The 24,218-nt window shown below is 59.0% G+C and carries 28 protein-coding genes; 11 read left to right on the top strand and 17 right to left on the bottom strand.

What is annotated here, in order from left to right; all coding sequences use genetic code 11:
• Positions 1 to 3 precede the first annotated feature (3 nt).
• Entirely contained in the window at positions 4 to 1,116 is a 1,113-nt protein-coding gene (locus SLH47_RS10530; RefSeq protein ID WP_320239451.1) for an S-(hydroxymethyl)glutathione dehydrogenase/class III alcohol dehydrogenase, read from the bottom strand.
• A gap of 110 nt (positions 1,117 to 1,226) precedes the next feature.
• Between SLH47_RS10530 and SLH47_RS10525 the strand changes: the two genes are divergently transcribed.
• Positions 1,227 to 1,490, top strand: coding sequence for an I78 family peptidase inhibitor (locus SLH47_RS10525; protein WP_320239450.1), 264 nt, complete (start codon positions 1,227 to 1,229; stop codon positions 1,488 to 1,490).
• A 231-nt stretch (positions 1,491 to 1,721) separates the two neighbouring features.
• On the top strand, positions 1,722 to 2,057 hold the full coding sequence (locus SLH47_RS10520) for a DUF2794 domain-containing protein (protein WP_320239449.1): 336 nt from the start codon (positions 1,722 to 1,724) through the stop codon (positions 2,055 to 2,057).
• Here the strand turns inward: SLH47_RS10520 and SLH47_RS10515 are convergent.
• The 3 genes from SLH47_RS10515 to SLH47_RS10505 all read right to left on the bottom strand — a co-directional run bounded on the left by SLH47_RS10515 (position 2,054) and on the right by SLH47_RS10505 (position 4,725).
• Positions 2,054 to 2,869 carry a C40 family peptidase gene (locus SLH47_RS10515; RefSeq protein ID WP_320239448.1) on the bottom strand — a complete coding sequence of 272 codons (816 nt, stop codon included), beginning with the start codon at positions 2,867 to 2,869 and terminating at the stop codon, positions 2,054 to 2,056. The genes SLH47_RS10520 and SLH47_RS10515 overlap by 4 nt on opposite strands.
• Positions 2,866 to 4,245, bottom strand: coding sequence for a leucyl aminopeptidase family protein (locus tag SLH47_RS10510; protein ID WP_320239447.1), 1,380 nt, complete (start codon positions 4,243 to 4,245; stop codon positions 2,866 to 2,868). Before SLH47_RS10510 ends, SLH47_RS10515 begins: the two co-directional genes overlap by 4 nt.
• 63 nt (positions 4,246 to 4,308) lie before the next feature.
• Positions 4,309 to 4,725, bottom strand: a complete 417-nt coding sequence (locus SLH47_RS10505) for a hypothetical protein (RefSeq protein WP_320239446.1) — start codon at positions 4,723 to 4,725, stop codon at positions 4,309 to 4,311.
• A gap of 304 nt (positions 4,726 to 5,029) precedes the next feature.
• Between SLH47_RS10505 and SLH47_RS10500 the strand changes: the two genes are divergently transcribed.
• The 3 genes from SLH47_RS10500 (at position 5,030) to SLH47_RS10490 (ending at position 7,411) form a co-directional block, all read left to right on the top strand.
• On the top strand, positions 5,030 to 6,049 hold the full coding sequence (locus SLH47_RS10500; RefSeq protein ID WP_320239445.1) for an alpha/beta hydrolase family protein: 1,020 nt from the start codon (positions 5,030 to 5,032) through the stop codon (positions 6,047 to 6,049).
• 74 nt (positions 6,050 to 6,123) lie between these two features.
• Positions 6,124 to 7,101: a sodium-dependent bicarbonate transport family permease gene (locus tag SLH47_RS10495; protein WP_320239444.1), complete on the top strand. Its 978-nt coding sequence runs from the start codon at positions 6,124 to 6,126 to the stop codon at positions 7,099 to 7,101.
• 1 nt (position 7,102) lies between these two features.
• Positions 7,103 to 7,411 carry a DUF3240 family protein gene (locus SLH47_RS10490; RefSeq protein WP_320239443.1) on the top strand — a complete coding sequence of 103 codons (309 nt, stop codon included), beginning with the start codon at positions 7,103 to 7,105 and terminating at the stop codon, positions 7,409 to 7,411.
• On the opposite strand, the gene SLH47_RS10485 is transcribed toward SLH47_RS10490, so the two are convergent.
• Complete coding sequence (locus tag SLH47_RS10485; protein ID WP_320239442.1) at positions 7,408 to 8,121, bottom strand: DNA helicase; 714 nt, start codon at positions 8,119 to 8,121, stop codon at positions 7,408 to 7,410. The genes SLH47_RS10490 and SLH47_RS10485 overlap by 4 nt on opposite strands.
• A 174-nt stretch (positions 8,122 to 8,295) precedes the next feature.
• A complete protein-coding gene (gene zapE, locus SLH47_RS10480) occupies positions 8,296 to 9,351 on the bottom strand; it encodes a cell division protein ZapE (protein ID WP_320239441.1) in 1,056 nt (351 codons plus the stop codon).
• Positions 9,352 to 9,402: 51 nt separating this feature from the next.
• On the opposite strand from zapE, the gene SLH47_RS10475 reads away from it, so the two are divergent.
• Positions 9,403 to 9,888: a hypothetical protein gene (locus SLH47_RS10475; RefSeq protein WP_320239440.1), complete on the top strand. Its 486-nt coding sequence runs from the start codon at positions 9,403 to 9,405 to the stop codon at positions 9,886 to 9,888.
• Positions 9,889 to 10,029: 141 nt separating this feature from the next.
• Positions 10,030 to 11,163 (top strand): diguanylate cyclase, encoded by a 1,134-nt coding sequence (locus SLH47_RS10470; protein ID WP_320239439.1) that lies wholly within the window; start codon positions 10,030 to 10,032, stop codon positions 11,161 to 11,163.
• 80 nt (positions 11,164 to 11,243) lie between these two features.
• Here the strand turns inward: SLH47_RS10470 and SLH47_RS10465 are convergent, their stop codons facing one another.
• The 8 genes from SLH47_RS10465 to greA form a co-directional block, all read right to left on the bottom strand.
• Positions 11,244 to 12,164 carry an alpha/beta hydrolase gene (locus tag SLH47_RS10465; protein ID WP_320239438.1) on the bottom strand — a complete coding sequence of 307 codons (921 nt, stop codon included), beginning with the start codon at positions 12,162 to 12,164 and terminating at the stop codon, positions 11,244 to 11,246.
• Positions 12,165 to 12,179: 15 nt separating this feature from the next.
• On the bottom strand, positions 12,180 to 13,115 hold the full coding sequence (locus tag SLH47_RS10460; RefSeq protein ID WP_320239437.1) for an ornithine cyclodeaminase: 936 nt from the start codon (positions 13,113 to 13,115) through the stop codon (positions 12,180 to 12,182).
• A complete protein-coding gene (locus SLH47_RS10455; RefSeq protein WP_320239436.1) occupies positions 13,112 to 13,735 on the bottom strand; it encodes an HAD family phosphatase in 624 nt (207 codons plus the stop codon). Before SLH47_RS10455 ends, SLH47_RS10460 begins: the two co-directional genes overlap by 4 nt.
• Before the next feature lie 88 nt (positions 13,736 to 13,823).
• Entirely contained in the window at positions 13,824 to 14,270 is a 447-nt protein-coding gene (locus SLH47_RS10450) for a YaiI/YqxD family protein (RefSeq protein ID WP_320239435.1), read from the bottom strand.
• Entirely contained in the window at positions 14,267 to 15,097 is an 831-nt protein-coding gene (gene fghA, locus SLH47_RS10445; RefSeq protein WP_320239434.1) for an S-formylglutathione hydrolase, read from the bottom strand. Before fghA ends, SLH47_RS10450 begins: the two co-directional genes overlap by 4 nt.
• 31 nt (positions 15,098 to 15,128) lie before the next feature.
• Positions 15,129 to 16,064, bottom strand: coding sequence for an AEC family transporter (locus tag SLH47_RS10440; protein WP_320239433.1), 936 nt, complete (start codon positions 16,062 to 16,064; stop codon positions 15,129 to 15,131).
• Positions 16,065 to 16,067: 3 nt separating this feature from the next.
• Positions 16,068 to 17,051 (bottom strand): hypothetical protein, encoded by a 984-nt coding sequence (locus SLH47_RS10435; protein ID WP_320239432.1) that lies wholly within the window; start codon positions 17,049 to 17,051, stop codon positions 16,068 to 16,070.
• Between the two features lie 14 nt (positions 17,052 to 17,065).
• A complete protein-coding gene (greA, locus tag SLH47_RS10430; RefSeq protein ID WP_320239431.1) occupies positions 17,066 to 17,536 on the bottom strand; it encodes a transcription elongation factor GreA in 471 nt (156 codons plus the stop codon).
• Between the two features lie 206 nt (positions 17,537 to 17,742).
• Between greA and SLH47_RS10425 the strand changes: the two genes are divergently transcribed.
• Positions 17,743 to 19,392 carry an electron transfer flavoprotein-ubiquinone oxidoreductase gene (locus SLH47_RS10425; RefSeq protein WP_320239430.1) on the top strand — a complete coding sequence of 550 codons (1,650 nt, stop codon included), beginning with the start codon at positions 17,743 to 17,745 and terminating at the stop codon, positions 19,390 to 19,392.
• 117 nt (positions 19,393 to 19,509) lie between these two features.
• Positions 19,510 to 19,914 carry a hypothetical protein gene (locus SLH47_RS10420; RefSeq protein WP_320239429.1) on the top strand — a complete coding sequence of 135 codons (405 nt, stop codon included), beginning with the start codon at positions 19,510 to 19,512 and terminating at the stop codon, positions 19,912 to 19,914.
• Positions 19,915 to 19,960: 46 nt separating this feature from the next.
• Here SLH47_RS10420 and SLH47_RS10415 read toward each other — a convergent pair whose 3' ends face one another.
• From SLH47_RS10415 to SLH47_RS10405, 3 genes are all read right to left on the bottom strand, one after another.
• A complete protein-coding gene (locus tag SLH47_RS10415; protein WP_320239428.1) occupies positions 19,961 to 21,622 on the bottom strand; it encodes a DUF4139 domain-containing protein in 1,662 nt (553 codons plus the stop codon).
• Between the two features lie 131 nt (positions 21,623 to 21,753).
• On the bottom strand, positions 21,754 to 22,032 hold the full coding sequence (locus SLH47_RS10410) for a hypothetical protein (protein WP_320239427.1): 279 nt from the start codon (positions 22,030 to 22,032) through the stop codon (positions 21,754 to 21,756).
• Positions 22,033 to 22,144: 112 nt separating this feature from the next.
• Positions 22,145 to 23,167: an aspartate-semialdehyde dehydrogenase gene (locus SLH47_RS10405; protein ID WP_320239426.1), complete on the bottom strand. Its 1,023-nt coding sequence runs from the start codon at positions 23,165 to 23,167 to the stop codon at positions 22,145 to 22,147.
• A gap of 116 nt (positions 23,168 to 23,283) precedes the next feature.
• Here SLH47_RS10405 and SLH47_RS10400 point away from each other — a divergent pair, with 116 nt between their 5' ends.
• Positions 23,284 to 23,625, top strand: a complete 342-nt coding sequence (locus tag SLH47_RS10400) for a helix-turn-helix transcriptional regulator (RefSeq protein WP_320239425.1) — start codon at positions 23,284 to 23,286, stop codon at positions 23,623 to 23,625.
• Positions 23,622 to 24,071: an ArsI/CadI family heavy metal resistance metalloenzyme gene (locus SLH47_RS10395; RefSeq protein ID WP_320239424.1), complete on the top strand. Its 450-nt coding sequence runs from the start codon at positions 23,622 to 23,624 to the stop codon at positions 24,069 to 24,071. Before SLH47_RS10400 ends, SLH47_RS10395 begins: the two co-directional genes overlap by 4 nt.
• Positions 24,072 to 24,218 lie beyond the last annotated feature (147 nt).

Genomic DNA, 24,218 nt, shown 5'->3' with positions numbered 1-24,218 from the left:
TCTTCAAAACTCGACGACGGCCCGGATAGACTTGCCTTCATGCATCAGATCAAAGCCCTTGTTGATGTCATCAAGGCTGAGCGTGTGGGTGATCATCGGATCAATCTCGATCTTACCCTGCACGTACCAATCCACGATCTTGGGCACATCCGTTCGGCCCGACGCACCGCCAAAGGCCGTCCCGCGCCAGCTGCGCCCGGTGACCAGTTGGAAGGGCCGCGTGGAGATTTCCGCGCCAGCGGGAGCCACGCCAATGATAATGCTTTCGCCCCAGCCCTTATGCGCGGCTTCCAATGCTGTGCGCATCACCTCGACATTGCCGGTTGCGTCAAAGGTGTAGTCGGCACCGCCACCGGTCAGTTCGACCAGATGCGCGACCATATCGCCGGTCACATCCTTGGGGTTCACGAAATCGGTCATCCCGAAATGCTCGGCCATCGCGACCTTGCCAGGGTTCAGGTCGACCCCCACGATCTGGTCCGCACCGGCCAGCCGCAATCCCTGGATCACGTTCAGCCCGATGCCCCCGAGGCCGAACACGATGGCGCGCGACCCAATCTCAACCTTCGCGGTGTTGATGACCGCGCCAATGCCCGTAGTCACACCGCAGCCGATATAGCAAATCTTGTCAAAAGGCGCGTCCTTGCGCACCTTGGCCAGGGCAATCTCAGGCAGAACCGTGTGGTTCGAGAAAGTTGAACAGCCCATGTAATGCAGGATCGGTGTGCCATCGAGCATCGAGAACCGGCTCGTCCCATCGGGCATCACACCCTGCCCCTGGGTGCTGCGGATTTTCTGGCAAAGATTTGTCTTGGGGTTCAGGCAGTATTCACACTCCCGACATTCAGGCGTGTAAAGCGGGATGACGTGATCGCCAGGCTCCAGACTGGTCACACCTTCGCCCACTTCGACAACAACACCCGCCCCTTCGTGGCCAAGAATCGCGGGGAACATGCCTTCGGGGTCCGCACCGGACAGCGTAAATTCATCGGTATGACAGATGCCCGTCGCCTTGATCTCGACCAGAACCTCGCCCGCTTTGGGGCCGTCGAGGTTCACCTCCATCACTTCAAGCGGCTTCCCCGCCTCCAAAGCAACCGCTGCACGTGTGCGCATCATCATTCCTCCCATACTTTTGTCTGACGATCAGACAAAGGTTGGCAGATTTCAACCATACAGTTTGTGCAGGCTTGCCAATCACCGGCGCTTGTCACCAGAATGGGCCTATGAAACGCATTTCCCTACTGCTGTTGCTGGCGGCGTGCGCGCCTGCATCGGAGCCCTTGCCGCCCACATTGGAAGACACCTGTGGCGCCCGTGAGTATGGCGCTCTGATTGGCCAGGATGTCACCGCGCTTGAACGCGTGCTGATCCTTGGGCCGGTGCGTGTGATCCGGCCGGGTGACATGGTCACGATGGATTTTCTGCCCGAAAGGATAAACTTCGGGATCAGTAACGATGAAAAGGTGATCGAAGTCTCGTGCGGCTGAGCACACCGGCGGTCTGACGGCTTTTTGGGGAAAGGTCCCCGATGTCACGAACTGGGTGGGGGCTATTGACCGTAACATCGGGGTAAGCTTTTCGCTATGCCCTGACTATTCCGCTCAGATGTGTTCCCAGTTGGTAAGTGCTGCGGCGCGTCAATGGTGATTTCGTGGCATAAACGTGGCGGCGCGCGAAGAATGCTTGATTTTTAAGGGATAGGCCGCAACTGTCGTTGCATGACGTTACATACCCCTTCGCCGTTTCAATCCCCCAAGCAAGTCGCATTCCAACGCAATGAGCTTAACGTGATTCTCGGTTTGTATGGCCGGATGGTCGCGGCGGGCGAATGGCGGGACTATGGGATGTCGCATCTGCGGGACGTGGCGGTCTTTTCGGTCTTTCGCCGCACTGCGGAGCATCCGCTTTATCGTATTGAGAAACGCCCGAAGCTGCGGCTGCGGCAAGGCCAATATGCGGTGATCGGGATGGATGGGCAGATCCTGAAACGCGGGAACGACCTGCGGCAGGTGCTGCGGGTCTTGGAACGCAAGCTGATCCGCGCGGTCGACTAAAGCCGCTTTCGCGCCAATACCGGCCCATCTCCCTGCGCCGCAATCCTTGCAATGGCCTGTTCAATCGGCTCATAGGTGGTCGCCATGTGATGTGCATTCGCGTGGATCATCGTCTCTGCATCCACCATCATCCCCACATGCCCCTCCCAAAAGATCAGATCGCCGCGCTGCAAAGGGTCCGTCAGATCGTGACCCAGTGCCGCGCGCTGCATGTCGCTATCCGCCGGGCAATCCATATCACAGGCGTTCAGGCTCGCCGCGATCAAACCCGAACAATCAACACCGCGCGTGGAGTTCCCGCCCCAAAGGTAGGGGACTCCAAAGAAGAGCTGCGCCACGGTGGCAGGGTCGGTGAACGGGCGGTCCAGCGGACGCAGATGCTTTTTCGGCACAAAGCCAGCATCCGTTTCAAAGAACTTCTGCCGTTCATCCACAACGGAAAGCCGCGCACCAAAGGGCAGCCACTCCAGATCTGGTGATTTGAAATCGGGTGCTTCATAGGCATGGGTGGCGGCGGTGGCGACCCGGTGGGTCATCGTCTTGACAGGGCCAAGCGCATCCGAGGTGACATATCCCACATAACCATCCGCAGCTTGTAAGAAGGCCCAGCCCGCGCGGTCTTCATAGACCGTCACCGCAGCCCCAAGCAGCAATTGCCGGTCCCGCGCACCGCCGGGGCTGGCACAAAGATCCGTTACAGGGCGGCGTAGGCGCATGGCCTCGCCCTGCACGTAACGCTCTGCCGTCACCTGCCCAGCCAGATGCATGGCCGCCACGCGACCATTGGCAGGTGTCAAACGCCGGTCGCTCACAAGTTCAAAAGCTCCGGCAGTGCCTCCAGGATCGCACGCGCGCCCATCCCAACGCCGCCTTTGGGGCGGGACGGTGCGGCGCTCGGCTGCCATCCATAGATGTCGAAGTGAACGTAGCGGCTTTCGACAAAGCGGCGCAGGAACAGAGCGGCGGTGATGCTGCCTGCAAAGCCACCCTTGGGCGCATTATCCAGATCGGCAATGCCGGGTTCGATCATCGCCTCGTAGGGCGTATGAAACGGCATCCGCCAGACCGGATCCGCCACGGCATCACCTGACTTTGACAAGGCTGCCGCGTCATCGTTGCTATCTGTGTAGAACGGCGACAGATCAGGGCCCACCGCGACCCGTGCCGCACCCGTCAGTGTCGCCATCGAGATGACGAGATCGGGCGCATCCTCATCCGACAGCGTCAGCGCGTCGGCAAGCACCAGCCGCCCCTCCGCGTCGGTATTGTTGATCTCAACCGTCAGCCCCTTGCGCGATGTCAGAATGTCCTGCGGCCGGAAGGCGTTGCCATCAATGCTGTTTTCCACCGCCGGGATCAGCACGCGTAAGCGCAGCGGCAGACGCAGCGCCATGATCATCTGCGCAAGGCCCAGTACGGTCGCCGCCCCGCCCATGTCCTTTTTCATGAGTGCCATTGATGAACCGGGTTTGAGGTTCAGCCCGCCTGTATCAAAGCACACGCCCTTGCCGACAAGCGTTAGTTGCGGCCCCGCCTGCCCCCAGCGCAGGTCCAAGAGACGCGGTGCGCGGGTGCTTGCACGACCCACAGTGTGGATCATCGGGAAATTTGACGATAACAGATCATCACCCGTGATCACATTGATCGCCGCGTCATGATCAGAGGCCACGCGACGCACCGCCTGCTCCAACTCATCCGGCCCCATATCCGATGCAGGCGTGTTGATCAGATCACGCGTCAGCGCCTCGCCGTTTGCTATAATGGCCAACCGCTCGGCATCGACGCCTTCGGGCGCGACCAGTCCGGCAATCGGCTGCGCGGGTTTCCGGTATTGATCAAAGGAGTACCCGGCAAGCAGCCAAGCCAGCGCGGCCTCTTCCAGATCAGAGCCTTCCAGCCCGCTCGCGATGCGGTAGGTGCCCTTGGGCAAAGCCTTGGCGACAGCGCCAAGATGAAAGCGCCCCCGCGCGCGCTTCGCTTCTGTCCCAAACCCGATCAACCCTTCAGAGACTTGACCCTCCGCGTCTGGGATCAACACGAACTCACCCAAACCCGCCGAGAACCCCTGCCCCTTGACCCAGTTCCGAGCGGACGATGGCAGCCGGTCGAGCGCCTTATCCAAGGCATCCGCCGAAATCACATTAAGTGGGATCGCGTCATCGGTCTCATCGGCAAAGGCAAGGAGCATCGGAGTTCCTGGGTCGTGTCATTTACTCGTCACCCTAACCGCCAAGGAAAGCGCTGCAAGGTCCTAAACCTCGCGATAGGTCCAGATCTCTGACACGGCCACGTCAAACCCACGCTCAAGCCGAGCCATCGTCGCCTCAAGTGCGACGCCGTCCATCTGCTCCAGGCAAGTCACCACGTGACCGGCGGCAGCAGCCACCTCGATCAGGCCAATCTGGCCTGCCACCGACCGGATGCGACGGGCAGGTTTGAACATCAGATCAAACCGGCTTTCGCTGCGCCCTTCCTGCAGCATATCAAGGCGCATCGCGATATCCTCCAGGATGCGACACACCACCTCCTCAGCGGCGTGGAAGCCCTTTTTGGCGAAAAGCGCATTCAATGCGGTCGGATCAAAGTGCAGATGATCCGAACAGCGCAGCACGATAACGTCGGATTCTGCATCGGGCACGGGTGCCAGGAAGGGAGTTGTATTGTCCATGAGGGCGGTCCTAAGCCATCAAGGTTCCCAGAACGTTTAGTGCGCCGCCAAAAAATCGCGCGAATTCCATGAAAATGCGAACCATCCTTGCCCGTAGTTGGTCGGGAACCCAGATGTACGAATGGTGCAAAGGCACCCCTGCCAGACCAGTCTCAATCACCCTACGAAGGCGCCTATCATGCGATCAAAGCAAGCCCTGATGAACTCACCGTCCGCTCCAAAGGATTGGTCAACAAAGGGCGTGCCACACCACGGCACCGTGAACCGCTGCCGCACGGCCAACATGCTTTCTGGGCACTAGACAATGCGCTTGCGGCACTGGCTGATTATTGGCGCGCTTGCTGTTGTTGCCTTTTTTGCGGCGGTCCTTACCGGTCTTGATGATTTTGACCTTGCCGAATTTGAAAGCAGAGAAATCGCGTTTCAAAGTGATGGGCACACGCTGCGGGGGACATTGCTGCGACCAACTGGCGTGGCTGATCCGCCAATTGCGGTGATCGTACATGGCGACGGCCCTCAGGACCGGTTTTCAGATGGTGGGTATCTGCCGCTATTCCATGTGTTGCTTGATGCGGGCATTGGCGTTTTCACGTGGGACAAGCCCGGAATTGGTGAAAGCGAAGGCAATTGGCTAGATCAGTCGATGCCTGATCGCTCGGCGGAAGCCATAACTGCACTGCAAATCATTCGCGACCGCGATGATGTCTCATCAAGTCGAGTCGGATTTCTGGGATTTTCTCAAGCAGGCTGGGTCATCCCGGCAGCCACACACGAGGTGACACCCGCATTTGCGGTGCTGATCGGACCTGCAGTGAACTGGCAGGAACAAGGTTCATACTTTACCCGCAAAAGGCTGGAAGCTGAGGGTGCCACTGCGGATGAGATTGATGCAACCATTGCCGCAAACACAGAACGCGACGCACGCATCTTTGCAAAGGACTATGTGCCGGGCGCGGAGGATTTGCGTGGTATGACGCCGGATCGTTTTGCCTTCGTCGCCCGCAACCATCAGGCCGATGCAACCGACGACATTGCGGCCATGACCGGCCCGGTCCTGGCTGTTTGGGGCGCGGATGATCTGAACGTCGACGCCCAGACAGATGCGGCCAGATATCGCACGCTTTTGCCGGACCCAAACATGCAATCAAGCCTCGTTATCCCCGATGCAACACACGGTCTGTTACGCGCCCGTTTCTTTAACTACCAACTGGCTGATCAATGGCCTGCTTACAGTCAGGCCCTGTTTCTGGTCGCAGGCCGACGCGCGTTTGCTCCGGATGCACTGGATGACATTGCCAAATGGATCCACGTACAGGTGAAGTGAGAGGGGGGTGTGTCCACCATTTGCATTCAGCGGCAATTGCATTAAACCGCGCCAAAATGGTCTGAGGGACGTTCATGTCAGAAATCCTGAGCTTGGCGGGCGAGAACCTGATTTCGCCCATTATCCTCAGCTTTGCGCTTGGCCTTGCTGCCGCCCTCGCCCGGTCTGACCTCACAATCCCCGAGGCTGTGGCCAAGGGGATGTCGATCTACCTGTTGTTTTCCATCGGCTTTAAGGGCGGTGTTGCGGTCAGTGCGAATGGGCTGGATCAGACGCTGATCCTGTCGCTCATTGCGGGGCTCGTCCTGTCTTTCGCCCTGCCGCTGATTGCTTTTGCACTTTTACGCATCATGACGGGGCTGTCGCATATTGATGCCGCCGCAGTGGCGGCCCATTACGGCTCGATCAGTATCGTGACCTTCGTGGCAGGCACCTCTGTTCTACAAGGGCGGCTCATTGATGCCGAGGGCTATATGGTTGCCGTTGCCGCCGTGATGGAGGCGCCCGCGATCCTTTCGGCCCTTTGGCTTGTCGCGCGCAGCGGTGGCGGCGCGAAGATGGAGCCGGGGCTGATCCGCGAGCTTTTGCTGAACGGCTCCATTGTATTGCTGGTTGGTTCTTTCGCCATCGGCGCCATTACGGGCGAAGAAGGTCTGGAAGATATCAGCGCCTTTATCGTGGCACCTTTCCAGGGTGTGCTCTGTCTGTTCCTGTTGGATATGGGCCTGATTGCGGGGCGGGGATTGCGCCAATCACGGGGCGTGTTGGGGTTGGGCGCGGTTGGCTTTGCCATCCTGATGCCGCTCATTTCCGCCTCGATTGGCCTCGTCGTCGGCATGCTGATCGGTCTGTCGCTGGGTGGTATCGTCCTCTTGATGGTCCTCTCCGCTTCGGCCAGCTATATCGCGGTGCCTGCGGCGATGCGTGTGGCCCTGCCGGAGGCGAACCCGTCCGTCTACCTTACCCTGTCGCTGGGCGTGACATTCCCGTTCAATCTGACTTTGGGTATCCCGCTTTATCTTGCGGTCGCCCAATCACTCGCCGGAGGCTGATATGGAAACCCACACCGCCAAGCGCGTTGAAATCGTCATCGAGGCCCCGCTGGAACGTCGCTTGACCGACGCCCTGACCAGTGCGGGCGTCACTGGCTACACAATCTTGCCCGTGCGCGGCGGCTCTGGCCGATCGGGCAAATGGACCCGCGAAGGTCAAGTGGGCCGCGCCGGGATGGTCGCTGTCGTCTGCCTGATCAAGCCAGAACGGCTGGACGGCCTGCTCGACGCGGCCTTTGCCGTGGTCGAAAAGCACATCGGCGTGGTCAGCATCACCGATGCGCAAGTCGTCCGGGCCGAGCGCTTCTAAGCGGCCACTGGCGTTATGTTTACGCCGCCATCGCCGATAAAGCAGGTCTTGCTGAACAGGCTTAGGTCAAGCGGATTGGGCAGACGCACGTCCGACAGTTCGGGGATCGGCCTGACGGCAGGATCGTAGTCGCGGCGGATCTGGGAGATCATCACGACGATCAGGCCCTGTCGTTGTGCGCAGTTTCGCAGCGCCGTGACTTGATGTGCCAGATCGGGATGATCGCTTCGCTGATCCAGAAGCTGCATGTAGTCAATGACCACAAGGCCGCCGGGCGGCATCCCTGCCACTCGTTCGATCACATAATCGGCGCAGATATCATCCGAGATATCCAAACCAAACGCGTCGCCCAGCGCCTGCGGGTCGACGCCCAGCTGGCGCAACCGCGCAACGACATCCGTCTGCGTATATTCCAGAGTAAAGAAGACACCGCTGCCACCTTTTGCTACAGCATCAGCAATCAATTGCAGGCCCATAAGCGTTTTGCCTTTGCCGGGGCGGGCGCCGAGCAGGACTAGGTCACCGGGCGCGAGGCATGAAAGGAGTTGGTCCTGACGACTTTGCGCCTCCTGCGCGGCCAGCAGGCTCCAGGCCGAAAAGCCTTGGGTCCGGGCAACCTGGTCGAGCGCTTCGCTCAACGGGATCCTGTCGCGTTTGGCCAACGCCTTGGCGCGGCTTTTGAGAACGGGAATTGGTGCAGTGCACTTCATATCTGACATCCATCGCTTGATGATCGCGCCACAGCCCCTCCTTTTGTGCGGTATCAGCGTGGTTGATATGATCGCGGCATGTCCTGCAGGCTCACTGCTTCCCGAAACGGAGGGCGGCGGGCCGAACACTAAGGCCCGATGTCAGCCTAAGCCGCGACCGAACAAATGCAACGGCTAACTGACCCAATCCGCCGATTGCATCTCGCGCAGGCGGCTGGCGGTGCGTTCAAACTCAAACGTGCCCTCGCCTTCGACATAAAGCATCTCGGGCTGTGCGGCTGCGGAGGCGATCAACTGAACCTTCCCTTCGTAAAGCGCGTCGATCAGCGTGACGAACCGCTTTGCCTCATTGAAGTTGTTGCGAGAAAGCGCAGGAATGTCTTCCAGGATCAGAACCCGCACCGCATGGGCCAATGCGAGGTAATCCGCAGGCCCCAGTGGCCGCCCACACAGATCAAAGAATTTCGCACGAGCGACCCCGTTGTGAAACCGCGGCAACTCGACCTGGCGGCCATTGACATTCAGGACAAGCGTCTCGGATTGCCCATTGCTGAGCCGCGCCCAGATATCGGAAATCGCTTGGCGCGCCGCTGGATCAACGGGCGTGAAATAGCTGGGCGTTCCGGCAAGCCTGTCCTGCCGATAATCCGTGTCGCTTACCAGTTCATGGACAATCATGCGATCCTTCAAGAGATCAATGAACGGCAGGAAAAGCTGTCGGTTCAGACCGTCCTTATAAAGATCATCAGGCGGTCTGTTCGATGTGCTCACGATGGTGACACCCGCAGCAAAAAGCGCCTCAAAGAGACGGCCCACGATCATCGCATCGGTGATGTCAGTGATCTGCATTTCGTCGAAGGCCAAAAACCGGATGTCATCGGCAAGCTTGGCTGCCACGGGCGCGATCGCGTCATCAACGCCCTGCGCACGTGCTGCATTCATTTCTGCATGAACCCATTGCATAAAGGCGTGAAAATGTCGGCGTTGTTTCGGCGCATCGACATGATCAAACAGAAGATCCATCAACATGGATTTGCCCCGACCTACTCCGCCCCACATGTAAAGGCCTGGGATCGGCGGCGGCGCCTTGCGAAACAGGCCCTTGCGCGGTGGTGGAACAGACAGTGCACTGCGTACCCGTTCCAGTTCGGGCAAGACGGCCACTTGCGCGTCATCCGCGCGTAAACTGCCTGCAGCCACCGCCGCCTGATATGCCTCTTGCACTGTCATCGCGTCTGGATAGCTTGGGCCGCGTCCGTTGGAAAGCATGGCATCACATCGATGATCCCCAGACCCGCAACGACAGATGATGTCCCCCTGCTGGCGCATATCCATGTGACCGCCTGGCAGGAAACCTATGCCGGAATGCTGCCCGCCGAAGTCATTGCGGCCCAGACCATCGCGAAACGTACGTCTTTCTGGCGCAAGGCCATCTCAGGAAATCTCGGACGTGTCTGGCTTTTGGGCAATGTCGGCTTTGCCCACTTTGGCCCGCAGCGAGAGCAGGAATGGCGCGCTTGCGGTTATCCCGAGGAACTTTACGCGATGTATTTGCTCCGCCTCGCCCACGGCAGCGGGCACCGGCTTTTGAAGGCTGCATATGGACCAAACGGACAACCCTTCACAGCCTGCGTCCTGACCCAGAACGAAAGAGCGTGCGCGTTCGATGAAAAGTCGGGTGGCCACATCCTCACCACACGCCGAGAGCGGATTGGCACCACCGCGATCAGTGAGCATGTCTATGGCTGGCACGAACTCAGATACTGACCCACATCAAACCCAACTTACGCGCTTCAAACCCAATTTGAATTGAATGCTCCGAAGACGGGCAACTTGTCAGTCCAAGTTGCGTGCCTTGTTAAGACTGCTCTTACCATCTGCGCATTATGGTCCTCCGTCAGAGAGGACATGACCACAATGCTGCCTGCCTTTGAAAACGTGATGCTTGTTGTAGAGCCAATCGCATTGGCTGTCCTTGTGATTTATCTTTATGGGCTGTTTTCAAGGTCACTGCACAACAAACATGTCCTAAACAGCGTCATGGGCGGCATGCTCGGTTTTGCGGCGATTGCTGCCATGTCATCGCCAATTCCCATCGCAGATGGCGTGATTGTCGACATTCGCAATCTGTTCATCGGTATTGCCGCCGCATTCTTTGGCTTTGTGGGTGGTGTGATTGCATTGGTACTTGGGGCCGCAATGCGCATCTCAATCGGTGGGGACGGTGTCGTGCCCGGCGTCGCAGGCATGGTCGTTGCGGGGTCTATGGCTTGGCTCTGGGGTTATGCATTCCGTCAGCGCATCAAGAACGAAAATGCCGGTTTGTTTGTGCTTGCCATCATGATTTCGTTGCAGATGTTGACGGGCTTCTACCTGCCGCCAGCGCTGCAGGTCAGCTTTTTCATCGGGCTAGGGCCGACCCTTCTTTTGGCCAATCTGATTGGTTCATTTCTGCTGGGGAAACTGATCGCGCGTGAACGCGCATTAATCGAGGAGGCCAAACGCCTGACAGATGAAGCGACAACCGATCCTTTGACCAAGCTGATCAACCGCAAGACGGCAACTGCAGCTTATCGCAACTTGCCTGCCATTGAGGATCCAACGCAGGGTCAGGCGATGCTGTGTATCGACGTCGATAGCTTCAAAGGCATCAACGACAGCCACGGGCATGTGAGCGGTGACCACGTATTGGTGGAAATTGCGGATCGCCTGTCCGATAGTGTGCGCCCCGCCGACATAGTCTCGCGGCTCAGCGGCGACGAATTTGTCATCATCTTGAACGCCGTCACCACTGATCAGGCGCACTGCATTGCTGAACGTTGCCGCAAGGCCATCAGCAGCAAGCCCATGGCATTCGAGGACAGGATACTGCGACCGTCAATCAGCGTCGGCGCGGTCTGGACGCAAATGCCCATGTCATTCAACGGCTTCCGTGAGAAGGCTGACAACGCGCTCTATCGGTCAAAATCCGATGGCCGAAACCGCGTGACATTTGAAGTCCATGCTGAGCCCAAGAGCTTTGTCACTGCGGCCGTTGCGTAGGCACAGCGCAACTGTCACTCCGAACCCATGTCCGTTTCATGGGGCGCACTGACCGGAATCCACCCTTCAACGCGCGCCACTCAGTTGCGCATCGCGGTACGCAACGCATTTATCAACTGCTCGGTATGTGTGTAGGGCAAGGCATGATCCGCGTCCGAGACAACTTCCTGACGGGCCGCCCTGTTCCATTGCGCCAGGACCCCCAATGCTTTGATCGGGATAATCTGATCGTTCTCGGCCCAAATCGCAATCACCGGCACATCTTCGCGTGCCAGTTTGCGATGATCCTTGCGGGATGAAGCAGCGAGCATGCCGCGACGACTTGACAGGATCGCGGGCAAGTATCCTCGCCTTGCAAGCTCGGCCCGCTGCGCCACAAGAACACGCTGGATGTAGGGGCTATCAAAATCAAGCGGGATCGCCCGCAAAATACGGCGACGGACGAACATGCCATGCCACCAGTCACCAATCAAAGGCACGGTCCGGCAAAACCGGGAAAAACCGCTTTCGTTCGTCTCAACCCCGGCCGAGGCGACAAGGATCACCCGGTTGATGCGATGCGGGTTTTCTGCAGCATATGCCGTCGCGATTGCCCCACCCATCGAATACCCGACAAAGGTGATCTCTTCCTCGACCTGCTGCTCGGACAGAAGCTCTGAGAGTTGCTGCAAAAAGAACGCGCGGCTTTGCCTCCCCAATGGCGCGTCCGAAAGCCCACGCCCATACAAGTCATACGTCAGCACGCGATAGCCCATTTTGCCAAGCCCCTCGGCCAGGCCTTCCATCGCGATTTGTGGCGAGGCGAGTCCATGGATCAGGACCGCCACCGGCCCTCGTACCGGCCCGACCCAACGATAATGGGTTACACCCTGCGACAATTGCGCAAAGCCGCCATCGGCGCCCCGCCGTTGCGCGGGGCCGATGGGTGTGCGTGCGCGCTCTAGCGCGACCGGCAGCAGAGCCAGCAGAGCGACAATCGCCAATCCCACGCCAAACCACATGCAATTAGTGCCCTTCTAGTCCTCAGTCCGCGCGTCGCCCTGCGCGGCCTGCCACGCCGACAAAATGTACCGGCTTGTCATCAAATCCAGATGCGCCCCACCGCCATTCTTGAACAATGTAATGTCCTGCGGATCACGCCGGACAAACTGATCAATCGCATAATAGTCCGCGACAACGTGGGTTTCGTCAATCACACCCTTTGCGATGGGGATTTTCAGCTCTCCGATATGGTCAATTGTCGTGGCCCGGCTGTCCACGAAGACGCGAGATCGCAGCAACGCCTCATCGTCAACCTCGCGCATATCAGGACGATAAGCACCAATAAGATCAATGTGTTGACCTGGCTGCAACCACGCGCCCTTGATCAACGGTGCGGTCGTCATTGTCGCGCACGCCACAATATCAGCATCACCTACTGCCGCCTCCAGATCCGTGGCCACCTCAACCTCTGGATGCTGCTCGCTGAACGCCTCGGCGCCTTCTTTCGAGCGGTTCCAGAATGTGAACTGCGCCTGCGGAAACCCTGCCCCATAGGCCGCGACGAGCGAGTGAGCGACCGTTCCGGCACCAACGATCAGCACTTTTCGACTGTCCGGTCGCGCCAGCCGTGTTGCAGCAAGCAAGCTGTCGCCTGCTGTCTTCCACTTGGTCACCAGCGCGAAATCCAAAATCGCCTCTAACGTACCGTCCCGACCCGAGAACAGGTTCACCGCCCCGCCAATGGCGGGTTTGCCTTCCGCACGATTGCCAGGAAAGATCGTGGCGCATTTGACCGCCAATCCCGTCCCCGCAATCCACGCCGAGCGGTTCAAGAGCGTGTTCTCACCTTCATACAGGAACACATCGGCCACTTCGGCCTTGGGCAATTTATGCCCTGCCGCCAAAGCCTCGGTCAGCGCAAGCCAATCCAGATGCCGCTCACCTTCGGCGAATGGGATCATTACCGTCATCGCGCGGCTGCTTGCGTCAACAGACCCGCCTGAACAAGCCGGTCTGCCCAACCCTGCGACCCTTCAAACAGATGTGTTTGCCAGCCTCTTTCCGCTGCCGCATCGATATTGTCACCCCGGTCATCAGTGAAAAGCAGCGACGCTGGATCCAGTCCGCAATCCGCCTCAACCATCTGATAGATCTCTACCTCTGGCTTGATCACGCCCATATGGCCCGAGATGTAACGCCGGTCGAATTCGCCCAGGAACGGATAGACGGGCTCGGCCACTTCAAAGGTTTGGATGCCGAAATTCGTCAGCGCAAAAACAGGCACTTCAGCCTCACGCAAAGCACGCAACAGCCGCACGGAATGGTCGATGGCCGGGGCCGCCATCTCGATCCAGCGATCATGCCACATCCGCACTTCATCGGCCCAGACGGGGTTGGCATCGGCCGCAGCATAGATCGTGTCACGAAAGTTGCCGCCGCGATCAACAACGTCATTGATGCCGTGCAAATCGATCTCGGCGAACATCGCCTTGCGACGTTCGGGGCCGATCACGCTGTCATAAAACCTTTCCGGTTGCCATTCGATCAGCACATTGCCGATATCAAAGATCACCGCCTGCACGTCTGCCATATCTGCCCTCGTTTACCCTGCGGCCACACTAGCGGTGTCGGGGGCACTGTAAACACCCATGCAACCCAGGCGGTCGGTCATTGCCGCGCTAAAGACGCGCGGCCTGCCGCACGACCCGCTCTAATGCATCCAGAAAGCGTGCGCGGTCCGCTTTGCCAAATGGCTTGCCGCCGCCCTGTCGGAACGGATCGGCGGCACGCATATCGGCCATCAAATCGCGCGTGGCGAGGACATTGCCGATGTTCCTTTCGGTCAAGGCCTCGCCATTGTGCTTGAGCACCAGTGCACCGTTCTCAATGCAGCGCGCCGCCAACGGGATGTCACCTGTGATCACCACATCACCGCGCGTCGCGCGTTCCGCAATCCACATATCGGCAACATCCGGGCCATCAGGAACGACAACGGTTTTAACAAACGGGTTTTGCGACGGACGCAAGCCACCGTTCGAGACGACGAACATCTTAAGCTTGTGGCGCGTGCCGACCCTCTCAATCTCGGCCTTGACCGGGCAGGCATCGGCGTCGACATAAATCACCGGTAAAGGGCGGCGGCGTGAAAGGCCACGTGATCTTCCACAAAGCTTGAGATAAAAAAGTAAGAGTGATCATAGCCCTTTTGCAGGCGCAGCTGCCCCTCTTGCCTGCGCGCTGCCATGGCCTGCGCCAGATGTTCTGTCCCCAACAGATCGCCGAACTGATCATCCGTGCCGGTATCCACCAGAACAGGCCCGTCGAAACCGGCCTCGCGCATCAAAAGCGTCGCATCATGGGGCGCCCATACTGTTTCATCATCACCCAGATAGGCACCCAATTGCTTGCGGCCCCAGTCGCTTTGTGTCGGGTGGCAAATCGGCGCAAAGGCAGAAACGGACCGGAAACGCCCTGGCAAGGACATCGCCAAGGTCAGCGCGCCATGGCCACCCATCGAATGCCCGGTGATCGCCTGCCGATCCATATCCAGCGCGAAGTGTTCCGCCAGAACACCGGGCAATTCGTCCGATACGTAGTCCCACATGTGGAAATGCCGCGCCCATGGGTCTTGCGTCGCATTCACATAAAACCCCGCCCCTTTGCCCAGATCATAGGCCTCATCATCAGGCACATCGTCGCCACGAGGCGACGTGTCGGGAAAGACCAATGCAACCCCATGCTCCGCCGCCCAGGCCTGAGCCCCGGCCTTTGTCATCGCGTTTTCGTGGGTGCATGTCAGCCCCGACAGGAACCACAAGACCGGCACGGGGCCATCCGCCGCCTCGGCGGGCAGAAACAGGCCAAAGGTCATGTCACAGGAACAGGCCTCGGACCTGTGGGAATAGACCCCTTGCGTCCCCTCAAAACTCCGGTTCTCAGAAACAGTTTCCATACCACCCTCCTGTCATCGCAACACGGCTATCCTAGGCAATCAATGTTGTCACCCAGGCAATCACCAGAGAGACAGTGACGACGCTCGCCATCGTGGACAGCAATATCGCCGCCGACGCGCGGGTCGGGGCCACGTCATAATGCTGGGCGATGATGTAGACATTGCCCGCCACCGGCAAAGCTGCGGCGGCGATCATCACACCCGCCGCATAAGGATCGACATCGAAGAGAAACAGCGCCGCGATGGCCACCGCCAAAGGGTGCAGCACAAGTTTGCAGAGTGACAGCCAGCCCGCCACCGCAACCCGCTCTGCCGATTTGGAGGCGAGCGAGGCACCGATGGCAAAAAGCGCTCCTGGCGTTGCCGCCGCCCCCAAAAGACTCAGGAAGTCGTTGACCGGTGCCCGGATCGGCACGTTGTTGGCCGAGACCAGCAGGCCCAGCGAAATCGATACGATCATCGGGTTCTTCACCAATCCCAGCGCGACAGTCACCAGAATGCGTGGTGACATCCGTCCATCGCGCGCACCGGTGATCAGGATCACGATCAGGCTGCCAAAGACGATCAGATCAACCGCCAGAACCATCATGACAGGCCCCACCGCCGCTTCACCCAGCAACAGAACCAGCATCGGGATTCCCAGAAAGCCAACATTGCCGACCACGGCGCATTGCGCCTCAATCGCCGCTTCCGTCAAAGGGGCCCGGCGGCGCAAGGCCACATATGTTGCGAGTACGTAAACCGCCGTCGTGGCGGCGAGATAGGCCAGCACAAATTGCCAATCGAGGATTTCACCCAATGACAGATTGGCCGAAAACCGAAACAGCATTGCCGACAGCGCGAAGTAAAAGACGAACTTCGTCAGATAGGCCGTCGCCTCTGCCGAGAAAAACCCTGTCCTGCCAGAGCCATAGCCCAACGCGATCAGCATGAAGAAGGGCAAGGTCTGCAGGAAGATGTCGAGCATATGTTAGTCGAACGTGCCGGTCGCCCGCCCCAACAGCATGAACGCCCTTGCTGTACGAGTTTCGGCGAGTTCCAGAAGGTCGGTATCGGTCGCCTCGGCCTCGAAGGTGATTAGCAATTGATCGAAATGCCGCAGGAAATGATGTACCGCATCGCGAAAGATTGTGTCTTCGCGCATCCGTCCCGCGGCTAGCGAAAGTGCCGCCCGGTCGCGCACAGCGCCAAGCGTGTCCATGCTCCGGCCCCGCTCGCCATGGGCAAACCGGCGCCAAATCTCAGCGCTCACGGGCTCGGGGCGCAAATCATCCATATAGATGCCGTCTTGTGACAGCAGCGTCAGCACGTCCTGCGCCGCCTGCACCAACTTGCGCGTGGGCCGGTCCTGCAACGAGCGGCGCAGGGCTGCAAATCCATCCATATCATGCTCGTCATCAGGGAAGTTGAGCGCGCGGATCAGATCGACGCTTTCCAGCGGCGGCGCCAACTCCTCTTGCGAGGTGCCAAGCGCGAGTGCGGGCTGGTCGCTCGGTGTCTGTGGTGCTGCGCGCGGCACGATGATCCGCGAGACCTCGCGACGGGACGCAAAGCGCGAAACAGCGGTTTCGGTGTTTTTGGCCGATTGCGCAATCGCTTCAAGATGCTTTTCCACGGCGGGTTCTGCATGCGCCTTCTGGGCCTGCGCCAGATAGGTCTGCCGCATCCCGTCAATCGCCGCCTGCACGCGAAACGATTCCTCGCGCATGATCCTGGCGGAGCGTGCGGCGACGGCGGCCACCCAGATCAGCCCGACCGGCATGAAAATCGCGATCAGCATCAGGATGAAGCGCAAGCTGTCAAAGGGCGCGCCTTCCGGCTGCTCAGGCGGCAGGATCCAGAAAAACAAGCCCACGGCAATCAGCCATCCCACGGCCAACGCCATGGCAATGCCTTCGGCCTGGCTCAGCCCTTCGGCCTCACGCGCCTTATCGCTCAGCGGTTGTTGCGCCATGCACTGCGCACTCTCTACTTATACGTCACAGACAGAATTTCGTAACTGCGCACACCGCCGGGCGTCCGCACATCCACACTATCGCCTTCTTCCTTGCCGATCAAAGCCCGCGACAATGGCGATTTCATGTTCAGCTTGCCGTTTTCGATATCGGCCTCGTATTCGCCGACAATCTGATAGGTTTTTTCTTCGTCCGTGTCTTCATCGACCAACTCAATAGTCGCGCCGAACTTGATCGGACCAGACAGCTTCGACGGATCAATCACATCGGCAAGCGAAATCACGCCTTCCAGCTCTTTCACGCGGCCTTCGATGAATGACTGCTTTTCCTTGGCGGAATGGTATTCTGCATTTTCGGACAAATCGCCATGCTCACGCGCCTCGGCAATCGCGCGGATAATGGCCGGGCGTTCCACTGTTTTCAGGTGCTTGAGCTCCGCATCAAGCTTGTCAAAACCCGCGCGGGTCAGTGGTATCTTGTCCATCTTTCATCCCCTTCTGAAGAGGTCTTACAGTCAATCGATCGTTCATAGTCCATTCGGGACGCAAATAGTCAAGCCGTTGACGCGATTTGGTGTCGCGCCAAGCAGTTTTGACGTCGTGTCTTGATTGCCCCGTAACCTTCCTTGAGGTAACCGGTGCCGACGCTAAATGAAAGGGGCGAAATTCCCCAAGGTTGAAGGATGTGTTGATGGCCGAGATTGAACGCGAAGCGATGGAATATGACGTGGTGATCGTGGGTGCAGGCCCTGCGGGCCTGTCAGCGGCGATCCGGCTGAAACAGCGCGATGCGGATCTCAACGTCGTCGTGCTCGAAAAGGGCTCCGAAGTGGGCGCGCATATCCTGTCGGGCGCCGTGCTCGACCCCGTTGGCCTCAACAAGCTGATGCCCGACTGGAAGGAAAAGGGCGCACCGCTCAACGTCCCCGTGAAGGAAGACAACTTCTACATGCTGGGTCAGGCCGGGCAATTGCGCATCCCCAATTTCATCATGCCCCCACTGATGAACAATCACGGCAATTACATCGTCTCAATGGGCAATGTCTGCCGCTGGATGGCCGAACAGGCCGAAGAGATGGGCGTTGAGATTTTCCCAGGCATGGCCTGTTCTGAGCTGGTCTATGGCGAGAACGGCGAGGTCAAAGGCGTAGTCGCCGGTGAGTTCGGCAAGAATGCAGATGGCACCCCTGGCCCCTCGTATGAGCCGGGTATGGAACTGCACGGCAAATACGTTTTCCTCGGGGAAGGCGTGCGCGGGTCGCTGTCAAAGCAAGTGATCGCGAAATATGACCTCGACGCCAAATCCGATGTCCAGAAATACGGGCTGGGCATGAAGGAAATCTGGGAAATCGATCCCGAAAAGCACCGCGAAGGCACTGTCACCCACACGATGGGCTGGCCGCTTGAGGGCAATGCGGGCGGTGGGTCCTTCATCTATCACCTTGAAAACAATCAGGTCTATGTGGGTTTCGTCGTCCACCTGAACTACAAGAACCCGCATCTGTTCCCTTACATGGAGTTCCAGCGCTTCAAGCATCACCCGATGGTGGCCGAGCTTCTGAAAGGCGGCAAGCGGGTGGCCTACGGTGCCCGCGCAATCTCCGAGGGCGGTTTCCAGTCCATGCCGCAACTCGAATTCCCCGGCGGCGCTTTGCTGGGCTGTGCCGCTGGCATGGTCAACGTACCGCGCATCAAGGGCAACCATAACGCCATGCTCTCTGGCATTGCCGCTGCCGATGCAGCCGCCGACGCGATTGCAGCAGGGCGCGGAGGCGATTTGCTGGATGGCTATGACAAGGCCGTGCGTAAGGGTGAGATCGGCGCTGACCTCAAGAAAGTTCGCAATGTCAAACCGCTCTGGTCAAAATACGGCCTGCTCGCCTCGCTCGGCATTGGCGGCATGGATATGTGGATGAACACGTTTGGTGGCGGTATTCTTGGCACGCTGCATCACGGCAAGTCGGACGCCGACGCCACTGAAGATGCTAGCAAGCACAAGGCCATCGACTACCCCAAGCCCGATGGCACGCTGTCCTTCGACCGGCTGACGAATGTCTCGTTCAGCTTCACCAATCACGAGGAAAGCCAGCCTGCGCATTTGCAGCTGACCGACGCGTCCATCCCGGTTGAGGTCAACCTGCCCAAATATGCGGGGCCCTCCGCCCGCTACTGCCCGGCAGGTGTCTACGAATTTGTCGAGGAAGAGGGCAAAGACACGCGCTTTGTCATCAACTTCCAGAACTGCGTCCACTGCAAAACCTGCGACATCAAGGACCCCAGCCAGAACATCACCTGGACAGTCCCGCAGGGTGGCGACGGACCGAACTACCCGAATATGTGATAGCGAAAGGGGTCGCTGCAACGCCCCTTATCGCATGGACCTCATTGATGAGCATGTACCGTGCAAGACATTGCGCCTACTGCATGTTATCACCCCATCAAGGACGGGGTACATCTGTTGAGAACACTTACATGGATCGGGCTGACTGTCGCCGCACTTGGCGGTGGTATCGCTGCATGCTCAACAGCATCTGTGCTTCTGGGATGTCACAACCCAACGGGCTATTGCGGCGGTAATACCCCGGACCCGGACCGTGTTGGCGGGCCATCTTGGTTTTTGTGGCAGGCGACCGCGGAAGAACGTTTATCTTATTACAGCACAAGATGCGCAGAGCGCGATCCGTCACAATTACATCGCGAGGTCGAAGACTGTGCGTTGGAAAGCATCGCGCAGAATGCGCATCAATACTGTGTTCTCTACTATTTGCCCCCCACCCGGCCCGCAGATGACGCGGAAGAGGCAGAGCGTGACCGCAACTTTGCGAAATGCAAAACCGACCTGCTGTCCCAGCACAATTTGTGACGGTGCGATGGGCCGGATGGGCGGTGCCCATCCGACATCGGTGCCTCTACCGTAACAGATAGCCCTCAGGCCAGGTCAGCGTGTATTCCAAGGACACATCCTGCGTCGCGCCCGCAGCCACATCGAGGTCCCATTCAAGGATGCCGCGCCGGCCTTCTGGATTACGGCGGGTGACCGATGGGGAGGCTGAAAACTCCACTTCCAGATCATCCTGTTCGGAATAGGGGATCGCATCGCGCAACAACACGCGCCAATCCTGCCCCGTCAGGTTTTCGACCGAAATCTCGGCCTGTTCGACCAGTTGGTTATCGCTGGTGAATACCCCGGCATCACCTTCGGACCGGCGCGGTGTCGCGCGGGTCAGCCGCAGCCCGTCGAGCGGGCCAAAGCCCATTTCGGTATCCGCACCGGCCGCGAGCAGCGGCAATTCGCTAAACCCGATCATCGTGCCGTCAGCAAAGATCAGCGCCTGTCCGGGCAGCAGGATTTCATCGGTCGTATTGGTGAATTCTGCCATCCGATACGCGATGCTGTCGCGGCTTGGTGCAGCCTCGGCCCAAACGTCAGCCTCCAAAGCGAGCGTATCCAGCGGCAGCCGGAGGTCCTCCACACCATTGCGGATATCAACGCGGCCCGGATAGGTGTAGGTCACTGTCGCGCCGCTGAAATCCGCCTGCGCCGTCATCGCTGGGGCGGGCATCATGGCCTCCGCCATACCTGCCAAAGAGCGGTTCATCGGCATCGCCTCATCCGCCATCAACAACATCTCTCCCTCTTCGCGCTTTAACGCATCTTCCGAGATGATCCGCCGCAACGGTGCCCAGACGCCGCTCGGCGCAATCTGCTCGCCCGGCCGGGCGGTCGACAGGATAAGCTGCACATCAAGCCAATCCTGCCCCGTTGCCTGGCTCACCACCACGGCCCTGTCGATATCCAGTGCGGCGTCATCGCCCGTGGTCAGGCGCATGTCGTAGACGGGCGACCAATTGGCGAAGCCCTCCAGCGTGCTAACGTCGATGACAACCTCGCCAGCCTCGACCGCATTCACCGTAAAGGTCAGGACCGCGCCATCGCTTTCCGGCGCCATCAAGGCGGCAAGGGCTTTCTTCGCATCCTCCAGCGCCTCAACATCGTCTTCGCGTGCGCGCAAGGCCGCCTGAGCCTCTTGTTCGGCGGCAAAAGCCGCTTCACGCACGGCCAGAGTTTCGGTCCCGACCATTTGCGCCAGCGCCTGAATATCCGCGATGGAAGAGGTCGTGAGGGTCTGGCCCGGGCTGGCCTGGCTCAGGCTTTGCAGGAATGCAATCTGCTCTTCTGCCGCCTGAACCCGCAGTCGGATCACAGCGATCTCGGCGTCACGCCCACGCAGCACCTCTTCCCGCCGCTCCACCTCTTCTTTCGCTGCGACAATGGCCGGACTGCTCTGATCCGGCGTGACCGGCAGCCGATCATAAGCAAGATTGACCGCCCCGATCTGCACGCCTGCTGGTGCGGAGAGCCGCAAGCCTTCGGTCGACAGGGATTGCGGCAGATCCGGCACGATGATCTCGTGCGATCCGGCAGGCAGATCCAGTGTCACCAGCCGGCTCACCGTCGCCAGACCGGGATAGATCGTGACGGTGTCCACCTTGGCCTGCCCGGTGATCGTGTCAGCAAGGCTGGGTGCGGCCAATGCGATCAGGCTGGTTGTCAGAAAAAAGCGCAGCATCGATGTCTCCTGCAAATTTTGCGTCTTCATTATACATCTTTGACGCACCGCAAGAGCCGATCCTTGGAAAGAAATCGAAAAAAATGAGGCCCCGCGTCTGCTAGGGACGGAATACGCGGGGCCTGATGTCGCTAGTTTGCCCAGCGACGCCACCAGCTTCGCCGTTCATGACGGTCGATGCGGGGGGTAGCCTCGATTCCATTGCGATCCAGCACGCTTTCTGCGCGGTCGATCCGGTCCTCAATCACATCGCGCGGGCCGTGGTCAACGCGCTCATCCCGGATGCTTTCGCGCCGGTCAATGCGGTCCTCCACCCGGTCGAGATTGATGTGCGTGTCAGCAGCGGCAAAGGTCGCCGGAAGGGTCAGTGTCGCGGTTAAGGCCACGATCAGGATTGTTGTTCTTCGCATATCCATCACTCCTGTTGTTGGGATATGCGGGTTTAACGCAGGCCAAGAGACGCTCCGTCGCGCAGGGATTTCACGAAACCTGACAGTCCGAAACAATGAGAGCCGGAGTGGGCTAGCCCTTCTTCAGGCACTCACGGCCCAGAAGCTCCGCAATTTGCACTGCATTGAGCGCGGCACCCTTGCGCAGATTGTCGGACACGCACCATAAGTTCAGGCCGTTGTCGATTGTGCTGTCCTGCCGGATGCGGCTGACGAAGGTGGCGAAGTCACCCACACACTCAACCGGCGTAACATAGCCGCCATCCTCGCGCTTATCGATGACCATCACGCCTGGGGCGGTCCGCAGGATGTCGCGCGCTTCGTCTTCATCGAGGAAGTCTTCGAACTCGATATTGATCGCCTCGGAATGGCCGACAAAGACCGGCACCCGCACGCAAGTGGCTGTCACCTTGATGGCAGGATCGACGATCTTTTTCGTCTCGGCCACCATCTTCCATTCTTCCTTGGTCTCACCGCTATCCATAAACTTGTCGATATGCGGGATCACATTGAAGGCGATCTGCTTGGTGAATTGCTTGGCCGGTTTATCGTCGGTGGGGTTGTAGATCGATTTGGTCTGGTCCCACAGCTCATCAATCCCGCCTTTGCCCGCGCCCGAGACCGATTGATAAGTGCTCACCACCACGCGCTTGATCGTCGCGCGATCATGCAAGGGCTTGAGCGCCACAACCATCTGCGCGGTCGAGCAGTTAGGATTGGCGATAATGTTCTTCTTGTCGTAGCCGTGGACCGCCTGCGGGTTCACCTCTGGCACGATCAGTGGGACATCCGGGTCGTACCGATAAAGCGATGAGTTATCGATCACAACGCAGCCTGCCGCCGCGGCCTTGGGCGCGTAGGTCTTGGTCGCGTCCGAACCGATGGCGAAAAGCGCGATGTCCCAGCCGGTGAAATCGAACGTATCGAGATCCTTGGTAGTCAGTGTCGCATCGCCAAAGCTCACCTCGGTCCCCAGCGATTTGCGGCTGGCGAGGGCCACAACCTCATCAACGGGAAAGGCCCGTTCATCAAGGATGTTCAGCATTTCGCGGCCCACATTGCCCGTGGCACCGACAACGGCGATTCGATAGCCCATGTCTCAGGCTCCTTCTTGTCAGATGCGCCCCTTTACCGTGCGGCGTTGTGAAGGGAAAGGGGCTGCGGCGGAGGCGTCGGTTGACTTTGATCCATTAATTCATTAATCCATGGATTATGGAATCAAATGATGCAATCACCGGCCTCAGCGCCCTTGCCCATGACGGGCGGCTTGATCTGTTTAGGCGGCTTGTTCAGGCGGGGCCCTCGGGCATGCCTGCAGGCGCATTGGCCAGTGCTGCGGGCAGCGCTTTTACGACCACCTCCGCACAGTTGAATGTGCTCAGCCAGGCCAGGCTTGTGACAAGCCAGCGCGTCGGACGATCCGTGATTTACGCCGCCAATTACGATACGATCCGCGGCCTCTTTGCTTTCCTGTTGGAGGATTGCTGCCAGCGGCGCCCGGAAATCCTGCAAGACCTCATCACCACCAACCCAGACGTAAAGGACCAGTCATGAACCGCTTCCACGTCCATGTGAATGTCGATGATCTCAAGCAATCGATCAGCTTTTATTCGAGCCTGTTCGGCACCTATCCGACCGTTACGAAGGAAGACTATGCCAAGTGGCTGCTGGATGATCCGAGCGTGAACTTTGCCATTTCGGTCCGCGAAGGCGTCAAGCCGGGGTTGAACCATGTCGGGCTGCAAACCGATACCGGCGAAGGGCTGGGTGCGATCAGCGCACGGCTGAAGGCAGCGGAAGCGGCGACGTTTGATGAAGAGGCCACGACCTGCTGCTACGCCGTCTCGGACAAAACCTGGGTTCAGGACCCGGCCGGTCTGCGGTGGGAGACGTTCTATACTCATGGCGATGCTACCGAATACGGCGTTGATGCGTCCGATACGATCTACACCGCGATTGAAAAACCACAATCCAGCGCGCGCTGCTGCCCCGCAGAATAATCCTGTCAACACAGGCATCAGCCGGTCATCACCGGCTGATGCTACGCGACTGCCAGTCGCTTGACCTTACGTCACTGACGTAGCGTCATTTATCCGATTCCAAACCTTCTCCCTATGGTCGGCCACACAACCAAAACGCACATCCCG

This window comes from Cognatiyoonia sp. IB215182 (assembly GCF_033963905.1).
In the GTDB taxonomy this organism is placed as follows: domain Bacteria; phylum Pseudomonadota; class Alphaproteobacteria; order Rhodobacterales; family Rhodobacteraceae; genus Yoonia.
This window is presented reverse-complemented; position numbering and strand designations above follow the sequence as displayed.

Coding starts and splice junctions, on each gene's coding strand:
- SLH47_RS10490 (WP_320239443.1), top strand. CDS start 7,103: ATGGAAACCCACACCGCCAAGCGCGTTGAAATCGTCATCGAGGCCCCG.
- SLH47_RS10460 (WP_320239437.1), bottom strand. CDS start 13,115: ATGACGGTAATGATCCCATTCGCCGAAGGTGAGCGGCATCTGGATTGG.
- SLH47_RS10440 (WP_320239433.1), bottom strand. CDS start 16,064: ATGCTCGACATCTTCCTGCAGACCTTGCCCTTCTTCATGCTGATCGCG.
- SLH47_RS10465 (WP_320239438.1), bottom strand. CDS start 12,164: ATGTGGTTTGGCGTGGGATTGGCGATTGTCGCTCTGCTGGCTCTGCTG.
- SLH47_RS10505 (WP_320239446.1), bottom strand. CDS start 4,725: ATGGACAATACAACTCCCTTCCTGGCACCCGTGCCCGATGCAGAATCC.
- SLH47_RS10405 (WP_320239426.1), bottom strand. CDS start 23,167: ATGGGCTATCGAATCGCCGTTGTCGGTGCCACGGGCAATGTGGGCCGC.
- SLH47_RS10395 (WP_320239424.1), top strand. CDS start 23,622: ATGAACCGCTTCCACGTCCATGTGAATGTCGATGATCTCAAGCAATCG.
- SLH47_RS10410 (WP_320239427.1), bottom strand. CDS start 22,032: ATGCGAAGAACAACAATCCTGATCGTGGCCTTAACCGCGACACTGACC.
- SLH47_RS10495 (WP_320239444.1), top strand. CDS start 6,124: ATGTCAGAAATCCTGAGCTTGGCGGGCGAGAACCTGATTTCGCCCATT.
- SLH47_RS10425 (WP_320239430.1), top strand. CDS start 17,743: ATGGCCGAGATTGAACGCGAAGCGATGGAATATGACGTGGTGATCGTG.
- zapE (WP_320239441.1), bottom strand. CDS start 9,351: ATGACAGTGCAAGAGGCATATCAGGCGGCGGTGGCTGCAGGCAGTTTA.
- SLH47_RS10400 (WP_320239425.1), top strand. CDS start 23,284: ATGGAATCAAATGATGCAATCACCGGCCTCAGCGCCCTTGCCCATGAC.
- SLH47_RS10525 (WP_320239450.1), top strand. CDS start 1,227: ATGAAACGCATTTCCCTACTGCTGTTGCTGGCGGCGTGCGCGCCTGCA.
- fghA (WP_320239434.1), bottom strand. CDS start 15,097: ATGGAAACTGTTTCTGAGAACCGGAGTTTTGAGGGGACGCAAGGGGTC.
- SLH47_RS10520 (WP_320239449.1), top strand. CDS start 1,722: ATGACGTTACATACCCCTTCGCCGTTTCAATCCCCCAAGCAAGTCGCA.
- SLH47_RS10455 (WP_320239436.1), bottom strand. CDS start 13,735: ATGGCAGACGTGCAGGCGGTGATCTTTGATATCGGCAATGTGCTGATC.
- SLH47_RS10475 (WP_320239440.1), top strand. CDS start 9,403: ATGATCCCCAGACCCGCAACGACAGATGATGTCCCCCTGCTGGCGCAT.
- SLH47_RS10510 (WP_320239447.1), bottom strand. CDS start 4,245: ATGCTCCTTGCCTTTGCCGATGAGACCGATGACGCGATCCCACTTAAT.
- SLH47_RS10485 (WP_320239442.1), bottom strand. CDS start 8,121: ATGAAGTGCACTGCACCAATTCCCGTTCTCAAAAGCCGCGCCAAGGCG.
- greA (WP_320239431.1), bottom strand. CDS start 17,536: ATGGACAAGATACCACTGACCCGCGCGGGTTTTGACAAGCTTGATGCG.
- SLH47_RS10500 (WP_320239445.1), top strand. CDS start 5,030: ATGCGCTTGCGGCACTGGCTGATTATTGGCGCGCTTGCTGTTGTTGCC.
- SLH47_RS10415 (WP_320239428.1), bottom strand. CDS start 21,622: ATGCTGCGCTTTTTTCTGACAACCAGCCTGATCGCATTGGCCGCACCC.
- SLH47_RS10435 (WP_320239432.1), bottom strand. CDS start 17,051: ATGGCGCAACAACCGCTGAGCGATAAGGCGCGTGAGGCCGAAGGGCTG.
- SLH47_RS10470 (WP_320239439.1), top strand. CDS start 10,030: ATGACCACAATGCTGCCTGCCTTTGAAAACGTGATGCTTGTTGTAGAG.
- SLH47_RS10530 (WP_320239451.1), bottom strand. CDS start 1,116: ATGCGCACACGTGCAGCGGTTGCTTTGGAGGCGGGGAAGCCGCTTGAA.